This window comes from Luteithermobacter gelatinilyticus (assembly GCF_005849285.1).
GTDB lineage: Bacteria > Pseudomonadota > Alphaproteobacteria > Sphingomonadales > Emcibacteraceae > Luteithermobacter > Luteithermobacter gelatinilyticus.
In genome coordinates this window covers 2,870,957-2,886,231 of the sequence record NZ_CP040517.1, presented here as the reverse complement: position 1 = coordinate 2,886,231, position 15,275 = coordinate 2,870,957, and the positions used below count along the sequence as shown (strand labels likewise).

General features: G+C 54.9%; 15 protein-coding genes. 4 read left to right on the top strand and 11 right to left on the bottom strand.

The genetic code is table 11. From position 1 onward, the window contains the following. Positions 1 to 50: 50 nt before the first annotated feature. Positions 51 to 2,354 carry a TonB-dependent receptor gene (locus tag FE788_RS13010; RefSeq protein WP_168190424.1) on the top strand — a complete coding sequence of 768 codons (2,304 nt, stop codon included), beginning with the start codon at positions 51 to 53 and terminating at the stop codon, positions 2,352 to 2,354. Positions 2,355 to 2,477: 123 nt separating this feature from the next. On the opposite strand, the gene FE788_RS13005 is transcribed toward FE788_RS13010, so the two are convergent. From FE788_RS13005 to FE788_RS12970, 9 genes are all read right to left on the bottom strand, one after another. After that, positions 2,478 to 3,212: a lysophospholipid acyltransferase family protein gene (locus FE788_RS13005; RefSeq protein WP_138381046.1), complete on the bottom strand. Its 735-nt coding sequence runs from the start codon at positions 3,210 to 3,212 to the stop codon at positions 2,478 to 2,480. A 105-nt stretch (positions 3,213 to 3,317) separates the two neighbouring features. Beyond that, positions 3,318 to 4,694, bottom strand: a complete 1,377-nt coding sequence (locus FE788_RS13000; RefSeq protein ID WP_168190423.1) for an MATE family efflux transporter — start codon at positions 4,692 to 4,694, stop codon at positions 3,318 to 3,320. A gap of 192 nt (positions 4,695 to 4,886) precedes the next feature. After that, the gene (locus tag FE788_RS14350; protein WP_281277165.1) at positions 4,887 to 5,015 is read right to left on the bottom strand and encodes a hypothetical protein; all 129 of its coding nucleotides are present in this window, start codon (positions 5,013 to 5,015) and stop codon (positions 4,887 to 4,889) included. 215 nt (positions 5,016 to 5,230) lie between these two features. Next, positions 5,231 to 5,872, bottom strand: coding sequence for a MarC family protein (locus tag FE788_RS12995; RefSeq protein ID WP_138381044.1), 642 nt, complete (start codon positions 5,870 to 5,872; stop codon positions 5,231 to 5,233). 5 nt (positions 5,873 to 5,877) lie between these two features. Next, positions 5,878 to 6,762, bottom strand: coding sequence for a bifunctional methylenetetrahydrofolate dehydrogenase/methenyltetrahydrofolate cyclohydrolase FolD (gene folD, locus FE788_RS12990; RefSeq protein WP_138381043.1), 885 nt, complete (start codon positions 6,760 to 6,762; stop codon positions 5,878 to 5,880). Then, positions 6,759 to 7,082, bottom strand: a complete 324-nt coding sequence (locus FE788_RS12985; protein WP_138381042.1) for a DUF167 family protein — start codon at positions 7,080 to 7,082, stop codon at positions 6,759 to 6,761. Before FE788_RS12985 ends, folD begins: the two co-directional genes overlap by 4 nt. Before the next feature lie 9 nt (positions 7,083 to 7,091). After that, complete coding sequence (locus FE788_RS12980) at positions 7,092 to 7,382, bottom strand: YggT family protein (RefSeq protein WP_138381041.1); 291 nt, start codon at positions 7,380 to 7,382, stop codon at positions 7,092 to 7,094. Between the two features lie 163 nt (positions 7,383 to 7,545). After that, on the bottom strand, positions 7,546 to 9,450 hold the full coding sequence (gene htpG / locus FE788_RS12975) for a molecular chaperone HtpG (protein WP_138381040.1): 1,905 nt from the start codon (positions 9,448 to 9,450) through the stop codon (positions 7,546 to 7,548). A gap of 98 nt (positions 9,451 to 9,548) precedes the next feature. Then, a complete protein-coding gene (locus FE788_RS12970) occupies positions 9,549 to 10,238 on the bottom strand; it encodes a glutathione S-transferase N-terminal domain-containing protein (RefSeq protein WP_138381039.1) in 690 nt (229 codons plus the stop codon). 371 nt (positions 10,239 to 10,609) lie between these two features. Between FE788_RS12970 and FE788_RS12965 the strand changes: the two genes are divergently transcribed. After that, positions 10,610 to 10,978 (top strand): DUF2794 domain-containing protein, encoded by a 369-nt coding sequence (locus tag FE788_RS12965; RefSeq protein ID WP_138381038.1) that lies wholly within the window; start codon positions 10,610 to 10,612, stop codon positions 10,976 to 10,978. A 315-nt stretch (positions 10,979 to 11,293) separates the two neighbouring features. Further along, positions 11,294 to 11,854 carry a porin family protein gene (locus FE788_RS12960; RefSeq protein WP_138381037.1) on the top strand — a complete coding sequence of 187 codons (561 nt, stop codon included), beginning with the start codon at positions 11,294 to 11,296 and terminating at the stop codon, positions 11,852 to 11,854. Positions 11,855 to 11,923: 69 nt separating this feature from the next. Here the strand turns inward: FE788_RS12960 and nadB are convergent, their stop codons facing one another. Both nadB and FE788_RS12950 read right to left on the bottom strand, forming a co-directional pair. Further along, positions 11,924 to 13,558, bottom strand: coding sequence for an L-aspartate oxidase (nadB, locus tag FE788_RS12955; protein ID WP_138381036.1), 1,635 nt, complete (start codon positions 13,556 to 13,558; stop codon positions 11,924 to 11,926). Positions 13,559 to 13,640: 82 nt separating this feature from the next. Continuing rightward, positions 13,641 to 14,729: an ABC transporter ATP-binding protein gene (locus FE788_RS12950; RefSeq protein WP_138381035.1), complete on the bottom strand. Its 1,089-nt coding sequence runs from the start codon at positions 14,727 to 14,729 to the stop codon at positions 13,641 to 13,643. Positions 14,730 to 14,960: 231 nt separating this feature from the next. Between FE788_RS12950 and FE788_RS12945 the strand changes: the two genes are divergently transcribed. Then, on the top strand, positions 14,961 to 15,179 hold the full coding sequence (locus FE788_RS12945; RefSeq protein ID WP_138381034.1) for a zinc-finger domain-containing protein: 219 nt from the start codon (positions 14,961 to 14,963) through the stop codon (positions 15,177 to 15,179). The last annotated feature ends 96 nt before the right edge of the window (positions 15,180 to 15,275 follow it).

Here is a 15,275-nt window from a genome sequence, read left to right as displayed (position 1 = left end):
CTGAAATGAGCGGACCGGTACTGTGTTCAATGCCATTTGGGAGGCTACTTATGATCAGAAAATTAACGACGACAACTTCTGTTATTGCCCTTGCGGCGGCTCTGCTGCCCCTCTCTTTTGCTCAAGGCGCTGAAGAAGAAGCCCTTGTGCTTGAGGAAATAACCGTCACCGCCCAGAAACGGGCCGAAAGCCTGCAGGATATTCCGATCGCCATTACCGCCATTGGCGGTGATCAGCTGCGTGAGGACGATATTTCCAATCTTCAGGACATCGGCAACCGCACGCCGGGTCTGGCCTTTGCCGCCTTCAGCGTGGGGCAGCCAGAAATCGCCATTCGCGGTATTGGCACCAAGGAAGACGGTGCCTCCGCCAGTGATTCCACCGTGGTGTCCGTGGATGATGTTTATATCGCGGCGCGCACAGCCCAGGTGTTTGATATTTTCGACCTGGAGCGGGTCGAGGTGTTGCGCGGTCCACAGGGCACGTTGTACGGGAAAAACACCATTGGCGGGGCGATTAACTTTGTGACCAGCAAACCGACCGAAGAAACCGAATTGCGCATCCGTCAGACTGTGGGCAATTACGGCCGGTTTGACACGGGGGCCATGCTCAGCGGCCAGATTGCCGAAAACCTGTTCGGAAAATTCTCTTTCAGCCGCCGCAGCCATGACGGTTACCTGACCAATGTGTTACAGGGATCCGAGCATTTCGGGGAACAATGGGGCGAAAGCAACACCTTCGCCTACCGGGCGACGCTGCGCTGGTTGCCGACCGAAAAACTGGAAGTGATGCTGACCGCCGACGGCGCGGATGATAATATGGGCGCCTCCAATCGTGAGCCGTTTGGCTCCGCCGGGCCGCTGCACGACTGTGGCTGTGCCTCTGATCCGATTGCCGTCAATGAAGCTTTGGGCGGCGCGGGTGATCCGCATACCACCCTGTCTGATACCGAAGGGTTCACCGAACGGGACGTAGAAGGGTATAACATGAAAGTTACCTGGGACGGGGACAGTGTCACTTTCATGTCCATTTCCGCCTATCGGGAAAGCACCTTCGATTGGTTGGAAGATTCCGAGGGCCTACCGCCGTCAAGTGCCTTTGTGCCGCTGAATGTCAGCCCGGCCAACTTCCTGGCGCCGGCGTCTTCCGGTTTCGCCTTTGACGTGAATGACGCGGCCATCGAAACGACAGAACAGATCACCCAGGAATTCCGTCTGCTGTCCAACAGTGGTGAAAAATTCAACTGGGTGGCCGGTCTTTTCTATTCTCATGAAGAAGTGGACCGGACGGAAAGTTTCTTCTTTCCGTCTATTGGCCTGGAAATTAACGGAGAGCAGTTCCCGAGCGCCATGGCTTCTATTCAGACCAACGAATCCAACAGTTACGCCGCTTATGCGGATGCCTCTTATGATGTTTCTGAACAGTTGACGGTTCGCGGCGGCATCCGTTATTCCTATGAGGAAAAGGAAATGACGGCCGCGGCGGATGTCACGTCCGGCATTGGGCTGTTGCTGCAGGATTTCGATAAGGTCGCGGCTTCGGAAGACTGGGATAATGTGTCTTGGCGTCTGGTGGCGGACTGGAAGTTTGATGACAACTCCCTCGCCTATGCCAGCGTGGCGACCGGTTTTAAAGCCGGCGGCTTCACCGGTTCGGCGTCAACGGCCGAGCGGGCGACAACGCCGTTCGACAATGAAACCGCCACCAACTATGAAATCGGCATCAAAACCCAGCTTTGGGACAACCGTCTGCGGCTTAACCTGGCCGGGTTCTATACCGATTACAAAGATCTTCAGGTGACCCGCTTCTTCCAGCCGCAGGGCGGCACCTTTGGCGAATTCATCACCGAAAATGCCGGGTCTGCGGAAATCAAGGGGATTGAGCTGGAATTCACTGCCCTGCTTACCGAAGGGCTGGAGATGGGCGGCAGCTATTCTTACCTGGATGCGGAATATACCGAGTTTGACGGCACGCCGGATGTGTCCGGCGGCGGGGATTTCTCCGGCAACCGGTTGCGTCAGGCGCCGGAACACATGCTGTCGCTCTATGGGAAATACACCCACCAGCTGGAAGACGGCAGCGAACTGTCCGCCAAGCTGAGCTACCGCTATCAGAGCCTCAGCTTTTATGATCCCAACAACAATCCGATCACCATTATCCCGGCCTATGACATTTTTGATGCCCGGCTGGGCTGGACTTCGGCGGATAATCATTGGAATGTGGCGGCCTGGGTGAAAAACCTGACGGATGAGGATTATGTCACCCATATCTTCTCCCAGCGCGGCAGCCGTATTGCCTTTGCCACCTATGGCGATCCGCGCACCTATGGTCTGACCATCACCTATAATTATTAAAAGCAAAACCCGGGCCGCCTTTATGCGGTCCGGGGTCTGACCCCCAACGTTGCAACCAAGCGCTGAAACCAAACGCCGGAGTGATGTTCACCCCGGCGCTTTTTTACGCTTCTCTTGATTCTTTTAGGCTTCTTTTGATGGCGGACGCAGCCCCATCAGTTCCTCGCTGCGGTCCAGAATATTTTTTTCAAGGCGCTTCATGAAGTCATCCTTGCTCAGCCCGCGCGGCAGGGCTGGCTGATATTCGACCACCACGGTTCCCGGATATTTGCGGAAATTGCGTTTCATCCAGTGCTGGCCCGAATTGGTGGCGACAGTGATCACCGGCAAGTCCGCTTCTTGCTGCATGTAAAAAGCACCGCTTTTCAGCTTGCGTCGTTCCCCAACAAGTGTCCGAGTGCCTTCGGGATAGACTAATAGGGGTTTTTTCTGGTTTTTGATCTGTTGGGCTACTTGCGGGGTGATTTTATGGGCGGTGCCGGACTGGCGGTCGATTGAGATAATGTTGAGTTTCTTCAGCACCTGACCGAGCAAGGGCACCCGAAACAGTTCCTTTTTGCCCAAAGCCGTCAGATCGGGTAGCCGGTTGAAGAGCACAAAGGCGTCCAGATTGCTCATATGTTTGCAGCACAGAAGAAAACCCTGGTCCCGGGGCAGGTGTTCAACCCCGCGCTCTTCCACCCGAATGCCGGCGATCAGATCCAGCATGCGGATCACGAAACGCAGCCAGACGCGAATGGCCCGGCGCATGGGTTGGTCGGTGTTGCAAAACATCAGGGGCATCAGGACAAAGAGAATCCATAACGGCGTTCCCGTCCAGAAAAAGGTGTTAAAACAGATCGAACGAAGATACAGCATACTCCACAAACACGTTTTGGTCAGTTGATGATCCAGGGACAGTTCCCTAATTTTCGGCCATATCCTAAGGCGATTTCTTATCCGGCAAAAGGAAATTCTTGTGTTCTAGGGAAGTGCTTGGTGTTTTTCCCGTTGTAAATCCGCATGCGACAGATAAAAAAAGCGCGAACTGAGCAAAATAAAGGATAGAATGCTGGTATAAATAATGCCTTCAAACAGTCCCCTTGTGCCATGGCCTAGCGGGAACGCCAGCACCCAGACCAATGGAATCTGTACCACATTATAGGCAAATATATAGATCAGTGTGGGAAACCAGATGTCCTGGCGTCCACGCAACGCATTGCCCATCACCGCTTGACTGGTATCGAACACCAATAACCAGCTGACCAGTCCCACCAGCGGAATCAGTTCTCGGATCAGTTCCGCCTCAGTGCTGAACAGGAGGGCAAGCGTCGGGGCGAAGATCCCCATCACAAGCGCCACGGGAAAAATGACCAGGATGTTGAGGCCCAGCCCCGCGGTGCCCGCCAACATCATGTCGCGACAGTCCCGCCGACCGTGTGCCAGTCCCACACGTACGGCAGTCGCCCCTGCAATGCCGACCGACATCATGAAAGGCAAGCCCAAAATGTTCAGGGCAATGGTGGTGGCACCAAGGGCGATGGTACCGATCCAGCCGGCAAAAATGCTGAGTACCACAAACCCCAGATGCTCCGCACCGTTGGTCAGACCCGCGCCATATCCGATATGGCGCAGACGTTTCCATTTGCGCCACGTCAGATCTACCTTTTGGCGGATGCCAAACTGATCCGCGTCTTTCATGGTCAGGATATAACTGACCAGGGCCACGACCAGAAACAGGCGGACGCTGGTGGTAGCCCAGGCGGAGCCCACGGCTCCCATGGGGTCGAAGCCCAGATGTCCATAGACAAACACCCAGTTCAGGAAAATGTTCAGGAGATTGGCCAATATCATGAAAATCATGCCAGGCAGGGGCCGTCCGATGCCTTCCAGAAAGAAGCTGCACACCAGCATCAAACAGATCAGCGGCATACCCAGAGCCAGTACCTTCAGCACCGCACCCCCGCCGCGGGCCAGTTCCGGGGCCTGATTCAACATCAGAAGAATCTCTTCACCGGCGAGACAAATGCCCGCGGCCAATATTCCCAGGCCCAAACCATAGACCATGCCCCGCTGCCAGATTCGCCCACATTCCCGGTAGCGCTGCGCCCCAAGGGCATTGGAGGACAGCACCATCACCCCCATGAGCAGGCCGATGCCGATCACAATCACGGTCGAGGCCGGCACATTGGCAATGCCGGCATAGGCCAGTTCTTCCGCCGAATACCGGCCGACCATGATCACGTCTACAATGCCCATCAACATGATGCCAAGGCGTTGCAGAACGATAGGAAAAGACAGACGAAGCAGCTCGCTAAGCTGTCGTTTGAGTCGATCCCTGAACCAGTTGTCACTCGGCATGTCCGGCAGTCCTGTCATGGTGGTGGTATTTTAGAGTGAATTGAGCCAACCTATTTACAATTCACTCTAGTAAAAAGGCCTCAACACATACGCCGCTTTAGGGGGTTTGTCAGCAAAAAACAACGATTTGCGCAAGACAAAAAAAGCCCGGCACAGCGGCCGGGCGGAAGAGATCAGGTGAGGGTGAGGGGGTCAGGCCGCGATAAGGGCGGCCCGCCGCCAGCGGCGCAGCCGGCGGCCATGGCGGTCATTCAACGGGACAGCTTTTGACGCGGGGGTGTCGGATTTTTTGGTGCTTCTGATCAGGGTCCAGATTTCCATTAGTACATCTCCTTGGCATTATGCGAAACGTTGGTGTGTCTTTCGTGTTGCCTTATCAAATGCAGGAGACGTGCCAGTTTTTTGAAGAAAATTATAACATATTGTAAAATAACATTTATTTAAAATTTTTAAGAAGGAGGAGACAAAGGAGAAACCTAAAGTTAGCGCATTTCAAAAGGCAGTTTTGTCTTATGCGCTAATTTTTCGTCTTTTATTTATGCTGCAAAAAAGGCGGTGCGAATGCCGTCAAACATATATTGTGTGGCCAGGGCGGCGAGGATGACGCCGAGAATACGGGTGACCGCATTGGCGACGGTATGGCCCAGAAATTCAATGATACGGCTGGCCAGCAGCAGGATTACCACGGCAGACAGCAGTGTGGCCAGCAGCGCGCCGATAATCAGCGCCTGGTCCAGATAATGGCCGTGGTTCTCGCTCATCAGCAGCATGATGGTGGCGATGCTGCCGGGGCCCGATAGAAAGGGGATTGCCAGTGGAAAGACGGAAATATCGTCGGGATCTTCTTCCAGCGCATCATAAAACCGGTCGGGCTCGGCCTTTTTTTCACGTCGTTCAGTGCGTTTTTCAAACACCATTTCCATGGCGATCAGAAACAGGAGAAAACCGCCCGCAGTCCGGAAGGCGGACATGCTGATGCCCAGCGCGCTGAGCAGGCTTTTGCCAAGAAAGGCAAACAGCAGCAGAATCACGGCGGCGGTCAGCGTCGCCTTGAAGACCATTTTTCGCTTGTACGCGGCGTCCGTGCCGCTGGTCATGACCGCAAAGACGGGCGCGATGCCCGGCGGGTCAATCACCACAAACAACGTAATGAAGGCTGCGAGAAAGGTCTCCAGCATCAGGTTCAGACCTCCGGTTCCGTAACGCCATGTTGCCGGCAGGCGGCAGTCACGGTGTTTTTGAGCAGGCAGGCAATGGTCATGGGGCCCACGCCGCCAGGGACCGGGGTGATGGCGCCAGCGCGGGTTCGGGCTCCCTCGAACTCCACATCCCCTACCAGGCGATTTTTGCCATCTGGGCTGCTCAACCGGTTAATGCCCACGTCAATCACGGTGGCGCCTTCCTTGATCCATTCCCCCTGAATCATTTCCGGCCGTCCCACCGCGGCGACCACGATGTCGGCCCGTCCGATCACCTGGGGTAGGTCCCGGGTGCGGCTGTGGGCCACGGTGACGGTGCAGTTTTCCTTCAGCAAAAGCTGCGCCATGGGTTTGCCCACAATATTGGAGCGGCCGATCACCACGGCTTCCAGACCGGAAAGGTCACCCAGCCGGTCCTTCAGCATCAACAGGCAACCCAGCGGCGTGCAGGGAATCATGGCGTTGCCCCCAGTCGCCAGCAGACCGGCATTGATCACATGGAAGCCGTCTACATCCTTGGCAGGGCTGATGGCGTCGATCACGGCATTTTCCTCGATATGACCGGGCAGGGGAAGCTGCACCAGAATGCCATGAACCGCAGGATCGTTGTTCAGTGTGTCCACCAGAGCCAGAAGCTCTTCCTGAGTGGTTTCCGCCGGCAGCCTGTGTTCAAAACTGTTCATGCCAGCTTCGCGGGTGGATTTGTTTTTGTTACGGACATAAATCTGACTGGCCGGGTCTTCGCCCACAATGACCACGGCAAGACCGGGGGTAAGATTGTGTTGTTCCTTAAGATGTGCCACCTGCTGGGCGACATTCTCTTTCAGCCGCGCGGCAAAGGCCTTGCCATCGATGATATCTGCAGTCACGGGAACCGATCCTTTATCCAGTTGTTGAACAGGGTGTGGAGCGCCTCCGGGTCGCCCTCAATGTCGATCTGTTTATTACGGTTTGTCGCGCCGGATGCAACTGAAATCTTGCTGACGGGCAGACGGAAGGTTTTGGCCAGGAGTTTCATCAACGCCGCATTGGCCCGCCCCCCTTCGGGGGCGGTTGTAACCCGCGCCTTGAGATGCCAGCTGCCGTCGGCACGACGTTCCAGGGGGCCCAGATCATTGCGGGCGGCATTGGGGTTGAGGCGGATGGCCAGCCGAACGCCGGTGGGGGTGCGGTGGAGCCAGGTGGCCATCTTGTTGCCCTACATCAACGGCAGCAGGATATCATGTAAGATAAACACCTTAAGGAATTGCAAGGCAATAATCAGGATAATGGGGGAAATATCGATGCCGCCCAGATCCGGCAACAGGTTGCGAATGGGGCGCAGAGCGGGTTCCGTGATCCGGTTCAGGGCATAGGAAATGTTATAGACAAATTGGTTATGGGTATTGATGATACCAAACGCCACCAGCCAGCTGATCACAATCGAAATAATGATCGCCCAGATATAAAGAGTAAAAACCGTATCAATCAGAAAATATAACGCCTGCATGAACCGCACCTGCTGTCAAAACTGTTAGGAAACTGTTCTCATAACTTAAGTTTTGTGGGACAAGAGTTCAACTGTTTGTTCGGGAGTTTGGCGCAAGGCGCGGGCGGCCAGGAGGATATTCTCCCGGCCACCCGGTTTGTAGAACTCCATCGGGGCAACACCCTTAAAGCAGCCCCTTTTTCATTACCTCGCTGAGACGCCGGGCAAATGCCAGCGGATCGGCCGGGGTTTCGCCTTCCATGATGCGGGCCTGATCCAAAAGCAGCAGGGCGGCGTCCTTGAGGGCGGCAGCAGCCCCGTCCGCCGTGGCCTGCGCTGCCAAGCCCTTGATCAGGTCATGATCGGGGTTGATCTCCAGAACCCGGCTGGACATCTGGTCAATCTGCTTATGGGCCTTGAGCAGGCGTTGCAGATGCATGTCCATGTCTCCGTCATCTGCGATCAGGCATACGGCGCTGTCGGTAAGACGCTTGGACAGGCGCACGTCCTTGACCTCATCGCCCAGATTGGCTTTCAGCACACCGACCAGAGCCTCAAGTTCAGGCCTGGTTTCCTTTTTGTCCGCCTTGTCCTTTTTATCCTTGTCCTCATCCAGATCGGCCATGCCGCGGGTGACAGACTGCAGTTTTTTGCCGTCAAACTCGGTCACCATCTGTAGCCAGAAGTCATCCACCGGGTCGGTGAGCAGCAGAACTTCCAGCCCCTTGGCGCGGAATCCTTCCAGTTGCGGTGAGCGTTTGATGCGTTCCGGGTCGTCACCGGTAATGTAATAAATGGTGTTCTGCCCGTCTTTCATACGCTCCACATATTCCTTGAGAGAAGACAGGCCCTTGTCGGCGGTGGTTTCGAACCGGGCCAGTTTCAGAAGCTGCTCTCGGCGTTCGAAATCCTCATATATGCCTTCTTTCAACACCGCGCCGAAATTTTTCCAGAAAGTGGCATAGGCGTCGGGATCCTTTTCCGCTTTCTTTTCCAGTTCGGACAGGATGCGATTGGTCAGCGCCTTTCTGATTTTGTTCATAACCGGGTTGTTTTGCAGCATTTCGCGGCTGATGTTCAGCGGCAGATCCTCGCTGTCGACAATGCCGCGCATAAACCGCAGGTAACCCGGAACAAGGTCCTCACAGTCATCAGTGATGAACACCCGCTTGACATACAGTTTGGTGCGGGGGCGTCGGGCCGGGTCAAACAGGTCCATGGGCCGCTGGCCGGGAACAAACATCAATACGGTATATTCAATGACCCCCTCTGCCCGGTAATGCAGGGTCATCCAGGGATCATCAAAGGCATGGGCCACATGATGATAGAATTCCTTGTACTGGTCTTGCGTAATTTCGGATTTGGGCCGGACCCACAGGGCCGTGCCGTCATTAACCTTGTCCTGATGTTCCTTGCCGTCTTTTTCGCTCACCAGATTGATCGGGATGGCGATGTGGTCGGAATAGGTTTTGATGATGTTTCTGAGGCGATGTTCTTCCAGAAACTCCTTGGCGTCCTCTTTCAGGTCAATAATGATGTCGGTGCCCCGCCCGGCTTTTTCCGCGGAGGAGATCGTATATTCCCCGAGACCGTCGGATTCCCAGGTCCAGGCGTTGTCCTCTCCGGCCTTGCGGCTGAGCACGGTCACCTTGTCGGCCACCATGAACACCGAATAAAAGCCGACCCCGAACTGACCAATCAGGTTCAGGTCTTTTTTGGTGTCTCCGGTGAGCTGTTCCAGAAAGGCTGATGTGCCGGAGCGGGCAATGGTGCCCAGATGGGAAATCAGATCTTCCCGGTTCATACCGATGCCGTTGTCGCTGACGATCAGGCGGTTGCCGGTCTTGTCACTGCGTACCGTAATGGAAAATTCGGTATCGTCGCCCAGCAGGTCCTTGTTGGTCTGGCTTTCGTAACGCAGTTTGTCGCAAGCGTCAGACGCGTTGGAAATCAGTTCTCTGAGGAAGATTTCCCGATCGCTGTAAACGGAATGCACCATCAAATGCAGGAGTCGTGAAACTTCTGCCTGGAAGCCGTGTTTTTCGGCGTTGGCCGTTTGACTATCCGTGTTGTGTGTTTCTGTGGTCATCGTGACTTTTACCCCTGTTGATCCTTTTCTGTCGTGTTTCAGATATGGACAAACAGGGCGGAATTTCAAGAGCGCCGCTGAAAAAGCATATTTCTGTCTCAGGTGCGCCGTTTCAGAGTCTGGCCCAGCCCGTCAAACAGCTCATCCATGCGCTCCAGCCAGCTATAGAGGGGGCTTTCTTCTTCGAGAAGGGGATCGGGACTGCAATATCGGGCCCATTGGAAAATACCATAAAGGATATAATCCACATATGCCGGTTTGTCCCCAGCCAGAAAAGCGTATTCCTTCAGCGTGGCGTTATAGGGCCAGAGATTGGTCCGAAAGATGTTGAGGTTTTCCGGTTTGCGGGCCCGCATTTCCTCCAGCGTCTGGCCGAGCCGGGATTCGCGACTCTGGCGGAAATAGTCCTGGTCCTTTTCATCAATCACCTCGAAGATGTCTGCGACAATGGCCCTAAAAAGCGGCAGCATGAGATGATAGATGCTGGACATGTTGAAATGTCGGGCCAGCGTGCGTCCCGTGTCGCCGCCAAACAGGCTGGGCTGGTGCGGATAGGTGTCTTCCAGATAACAGGCGATATTCCAGCTGTCCACCACCACCTGGTCGCCGTCCTCCAGAACCGGCACCGTCTTGGCGTTGGCAAAGGCAAGCTTGTCCGGAATTTCCGTGAAGGTGAGCGGCACCCGTTCCGGCGCAAATCCCTTATGCGCCAGGGCCATTCTGATGCGCCAGACATAGGGGCTGAAGCCCTGACTACGGTCCTGGCCGACCAGTTCGTACAATTTCATGCGGACTCTCCTTCATACCATCTCATATAGACCTGCCGTAGGGAGATCAGCTTAACATGACAGGAGAAAAAAAGAAGCCAGTTATCCGAAAGATGACAGGGTGTAAGGGGTAGTAAAGATGATCAAAATCCGGATAACTGGCAGAGGGGATTTAGCAATTTTTAAGAGTAATGGCGGATTGGGGCGCGAGTGAGATGGAAACGCGGCAATTTTATGGCAAATCCTGTGTTGGGGCCTGATCCTAGAGTGGATTGTGTCAGCCTATGCACAATTCACTCTAATGGCGGTTCTGTGTCTATGGGCGGTCATGGTCATGATGGCGCCATTATTCAGGGCTTGCAATTCTGGCCGTTTCGCCGCATCTTTAGGGTATGGTTGATGAGACGTCCACGATCATTCCATTTCATCATGGCGGCGGTGCCGCCGCCGCTTCCTCGCCGCAGCAGATTTTTTTCACCCGCGAAGAATTGCAGCATATTCTGAATATCTATGGCCGTATGGTTTCGGCCGGCCACTGGAAAGATTACGCCATGCAGGCCGGAAAGGAACAGGCCTGTTTCGCCATCTTCCAGAGGGCCAGCGAACGGCCATTGTACCGCATTACCAAAACCCCGAAGCTGGAGCGCAAACAGGGGGCGTATGCGCTGATCTCCGCCCAAGGGCAGATCCTGAAACGCGGTCATGACCTCAGACAGCTGCTGAAATATTTTGATCGCAAGTTTTTTAAACTTATCCCCTGACCTGTTTGCCTCCCTGGTTTTCCTGCTGATCTTCTCTCTCAAAGGCAGTATGGCGACGGCGAATCTACCCCGAATAATATTTTGACATTCTAAATATGAGCATCCTTGATATGGGGAATGATATTCCATATTTTCACCATATTTCTGTAATATAGATTCTGTTTTCATTCTATAAAATTTTACAATAGATTGTTATTATTAAATTTTTTTGAAATTTTCCCCTTGAAATAGATTTTTTCGGATTTATATCAGCTGTACCGGCTCAACCGGTATTACACCAAATTATATTCTGTAAAATAATGTAAAGGCATAAAGATGAAAAAGATGATGATCGCCCTTGCTGGCGCTGCTCTCCTGTCTGGTACGGCTCTGGCCTCTGCTCAAGAGGGGCTGTTCCATGGCCCGTATGCGGGCGTTGAGGTCGGCTACAATGACTTCAACGTGGATGTGGATGGTGTTGACGTTGGGGCCGACGGGTTCAGCTATGGCGGTTTCTTTGGTTACCGCAGCCAAATGAGCAACAACCTGGTGCTGGGTCTGGAAGCCCGTGTGGGTGAATCCACCGCTTCTATCGAAGAAGCCGGTGCGAAAATTGACGCCGGTCGTCAGCTCGGCATCGACGCCACCATCGGCACCACCCTGGGTTCTGAAAACAACATGCTGGCTTTTGCGTTTGTCGGTTACGAAAATGCCCGTCTGACGCTGAAGGAAGCTGGCATGGAAGAATCCGAGGACCTCGACGGCATCCGCTTCGGTGTTGGCGGGGAATATGCCCTGGCCCAGAACCTGAATCTGCGCGCCACGTTTGCCTATACCGATTATGAAAGCGATCTGCGCAACATCCAGGTCCTGACCGGTCTGGTGTATAACTTCTAAGATTTTGTTCTTAGAGGAGAATCATCGGATTTACTGCGGCCCTCCATATCCTGGAGGGCCGTTTTCGCATCAGCGGGCTACGGGCCGGCGGGCCGGTTTGAGAATGGTGTCCACCCCGTCCATGGTGGGGTCCGTTTCCGGGAAATCAAGGGTATAATGCAGCCCCCGGCTTTCCTGGCGGCGCAACGCCGAACGCACAATCAGGTCCGCCACTGTCACCAGATTGCGCAATTCCAGAAGATCGGGGGTCACCCGGAAGGAACTGTAGTATTCCCGGATTTCACCGGACAGCATGTCGATACGTCGGGCCGCCCGTTGCAGCCGCCGGGTGGTGCGGACAATGCCCACATAGTCCCACATGAAATGCCTGAGTTCGTCCCAGTTATGGGTCACCACCACCTCTTCGTCCGAATCTGTCACCCGGCTTTCGTCCCAGGGCTTGATGTCGCCGGAAATTTTTTCCTGGCCCAATCTGGACAGCAGGTCGTTGGCGGCGGCTTCCGCCATGACCACGCATTCCAGAAGCGAATTGCTGGCCATGCGGTTGGCGCCATGCAACCCCGTATGGGTGACCTCGCCAATGGCATAGAGGTTGTTCACATCGGTCCGGCCATGAAGATCGGTCATCACCCCGCCACAGGTATAATGCGCCGCCGGGACCACCGGGATCGGTTCCTTGGTCAGGTCATACCCCAGCTTGAGGCAACGTTCATAAATGGTCGGGAAGTGGCCCTTGATAAACGCCGGCTCTTTGTGGGTAATATCCAAGAAAACGCTTTGTGAGCCCAGGCGTTTCATTTCATGGTCGATGGCGCGGGCAACGATATCGCGGGGCGCGAGTTCGGCGCGCGGATCAAACTTATCCATAAAACGCCGCCCATTCGGCAGGCGCAGATAGGCCCCTTCGCCCCTAAGCGCCTCGGTCAGCAAAAAGGTCCGCGCCTCAGGATGGTACAGGCAGGTGGGGTGGAACTGGTTGAATTCCATATTGGCCACCCGGCAGCCGAACCGCCAGGCCAGCGCAATGCCGTCGCCGGTGGAGCCATCCGGATTGGAGGTGTACAGATAAACCCTGCTTGCCCCGCCTGTGGCCAATACTGTCATTTTGGCGCGAAAGGTTTCCACTCTGCCGTGCCGGGTGTCCAGCACATAGGCCCCGATGCATTTGCGTTTTTTGGGATCGGGGTTTTTATTGCTGACCAGGTCCACCGCCATGTGATTCTCAAACAGGGTGATATTGGGGTGCGCCCGGGCCTTGTCCTCAAGGGAGCTTTGGATGGCCTTGCCGGTGGCGTCGGCAGCGTGAATCACCCGGCGGAAGGAATGGCCGCCTTCCTGGGTCAGATGATATTCCTTTTCCACAAAGGAATCGCGGCCGTCGATTTCTTCCCGGGTGGTGAAATGCACGCCCTGCTCCGTGAGCCAGTTAATGGCGGCGGGGCCACGCTCTACCATAAAGGATACGGCGTCCCGGTGGCACAATCCCGCCCCGGCATTCATGGTGTCTTCGATGTGGGATTCCATGGTATCGCGGTTATGCAGGACGGCGGCGATTCCCCCCTGCGCCCAGCTGGTGCTGCCTGAAGATAATTTGTTTTTGGACAACACGGCGACTTTGGCGCGGGACGCCACCCGTAACGCCAGGCTCAGGCCCGATGCGCCGCTGCCAATCACCAATACATCAAAAACATGATTTTCCGGCATTTTTGTTTTCCTGTTGGCTCGATTCCCTGTGGCTTCCTGAAATCGTTGTTTTCTTCCGGCCGGAAATTTCCGGCAGGGAGGGTTATCCTTCGGCGCGCATGTCTGCGCTCCGGGTGAGCTGCAGGAAAATATCCTCCAGATCGCTTTCCCGGGTGGACAGGTCAATGATGTCGATACCAGCCTGTTGCACCCGTTTCAGGATTTCCCCCACATTGATGGCGCTGGGGCTGAAATGAATCAGCAATGCGCCGTCCTCGCGAAGGCTGGCATTCAGGTCGCGTAACGGTTCCGGTACCTCGCACAAGGGCGTGGCTGGCTGAATAATGACCACTTTTTCATCCAGTTGCCGCAGCAGATTAGGCGTGGTATCGCAAATTACCACCTCCCCATGATTGATGATGGCGATCCGGTCGCAGAGTTCTTCAGCTTCTTCCAGATAATGGGTGGTCAGCACAATGGTCACGCCGCGCGCATTCAGATCCCGGACATAGTCCCAGAGCTGTTGGCGCAGTTCCACATCAACCCCGGCCGTGGGTTCGTCCAGCACCAGAATGGGCGGATTGTGGACCATGGCCTTGCCCACCAGAAGGCGCCGTTTCATACCGCCGGAAAGGGTGCGGGAATAGGCATTGGCTTTGTCGCTGAGCCGCAGGATTTCCAGGATTTCATCACTGCGCCGCCGGGATTTGGGGATATTGTAATATCCCGCCTGCAATTCCAGCATTTCCCGGGGGGTGAAAAAGGCGTCAAAATAAACTTCCTGGGGCACGATGCCGATATGGGCCTTGGCGTTGCGGGGATGTTCGTCAATATCGAATCCCCAGATCCGCGCCGTACCGGCGGTTTTGCGCACCAGTCCCGCCAGAATGTTGATGGTGGTTGATTTGCCCGCGCCATTGGGGCCCAACAGGCCGAAAATACTACCTTTGGGAATGCTCAGGTCAATGCCCTTGAGCGCTCGTTTGGGGGCAGTTCCCCGCCCCCCGGCATAAACTTTTTCAAGTCCCCGGATTTCAATGGCAAGATCGGCATCGACTGACGCGGCCGCATCCCCGGAAATTTTCCCGGAAACTTTCCCCGAAACCTTCGATGCCGTCGTTGCGGTATTGGCCGCGTTCGTCCCGGCTGGATGAGGGGGGAAATCTGTGGCGGAGGAGGGAGACTGGGTCATGGGAAAACGCTACCTTGCCGGATGGATAAAAAAATCTTGTTTATTTGCAGCCTCAGGGTTAATTCTCTTAAACAGGAACCTATCGGTAGCATCAGGCCCCGTGACGGTCAATGACAAATATGTCACGATCTGTGCCGGGTTTTGTCCGGAAAGTTTTGGGCGGGGCGGGGGATGCTCAAAGATGAAGCGAAATGGGATGAATAACAGCCATCCAGGAAGAGGGATACATCCATGAATAAAGAAACCCCGGTTGCAGTTCAGGCTATGTCTCCCGATGCGATCCTCAACCAGGATATTGTTCTGGTGGATGATCATCGGGTGTCCTGTAATGGCGGGGAGGGGCCGCTGGGCCACCCGCTGATTTATTTGGAAATGGCGGGCAGGAAAGAGGTAACCTGTCCCTATTGCAGTCGCAAATTCGTCACCAGAGAGCGTTCCGAAAACAGGTGAAGAAGTCCGATCATGAGGCGGTGGGTCGATCAGCGGCCCCTGTCTTTGCCGGATGTTTTCAATATTTCAAATCATTTCATGTTTCCGTTTTTACGT

Excerpts from the sequence above, each read along its gene's own strand:
- FE788_RS13010 (WP_168190424.1), top strand. The coding sequence starts at position 51 with ATGATCAGAAAATTAACGACGACAACTTCTGTTATTGCCCTTGCGGCG.
- FE788_RS13005 (WP_138381046.1), bottom strand. The coding sequence starts at position 3,212 with ATGCTGTATCTTCGTTCGATCTGTTTTAACACCTTTTTCTGGACGGGA.
- FE788_RS13000 (WP_168190423.1), bottom strand. The coding sequence starts at position 4,694 with ATGCCGAGTGACAACTGGTTCAGGGATCGACTCAAACGACAGCTTAGC.
- FE788_RS14350 (WP_281277165.1), bottom strand. The coding sequence starts at position 5,015 with ATGGAAATCTGGACCCTGATCAGAAGCACCAAAAAATCCGACACCCCC.
- FE788_RS12995 (WP_138381044.1), bottom strand. The coding sequence starts at position 5,872 with ATGCTGGAGACCTTTCTCGCAGCCTTCATTACGTTGTTTGTGGTGATT.
- FE788_RS12985 (WP_138381042.1), bottom strand. The coding sequence starts at position 7,082 with ATGGCCACCTGGCTCCACCGCACCCCCACCGGCGTTCGGCTGGCCATC.
- FE788_RS12980 (WP_138381041.1), bottom strand. The coding sequence starts at position 7,382 with ATGCAGGCGTTATATTTTCTGATTGATACGGTTTTTACTCTTTATATC.
- htpG (WP_138381040.1), bottom strand. The coding sequence starts at position 9,450 with ATGACCACAGAAACACACAACACGGATAGTCAAACGGCCAACGCCGAA.
- FE788_RS12970 (WP_138381039.1), bottom strand. The coding sequence starts at position 10,238 with ATGAAATTGTACGAACTGGTCGGCCAGGACCGTAGTCAGGGCTTCAGC.
- FE788_RS12965 (WP_138381038.1), top strand. The coding sequence starts at position 10,610 with ATGGTTGATGAGACGTCCACGATCATTCCATTTCATCATGGCGGCGGT.
- FE788_RS12960 (WP_138381037.1), top strand. The coding sequence starts at position 11,294 with ATGAAAAAGATGATGATCGCCCTTGCTGGCGCTGCTCTCCTGTCTGGT.
- nadB (WP_138381036.1), bottom strand. The coding sequence starts at position 13,558 with ATGCCGGAAAATCATGTTTTTGATGTATTGGTGATTGGCAGCGGCGCA.
- FE788_RS12950 (WP_138381035.1), bottom strand. The coding sequence starts at position 14,729 with ATGACCCAGTCTCCCTCCTCCGCCACAGATTTCCCCCCTCATCCAGCC.
- FE788_RS12945 (WP_138381034.1), top strand. The coding sequence starts at position 14,961 with ATGAATAAAGAAACCCCGGTTGCAGTTCAGGCTATGTCTCCCGATGCG.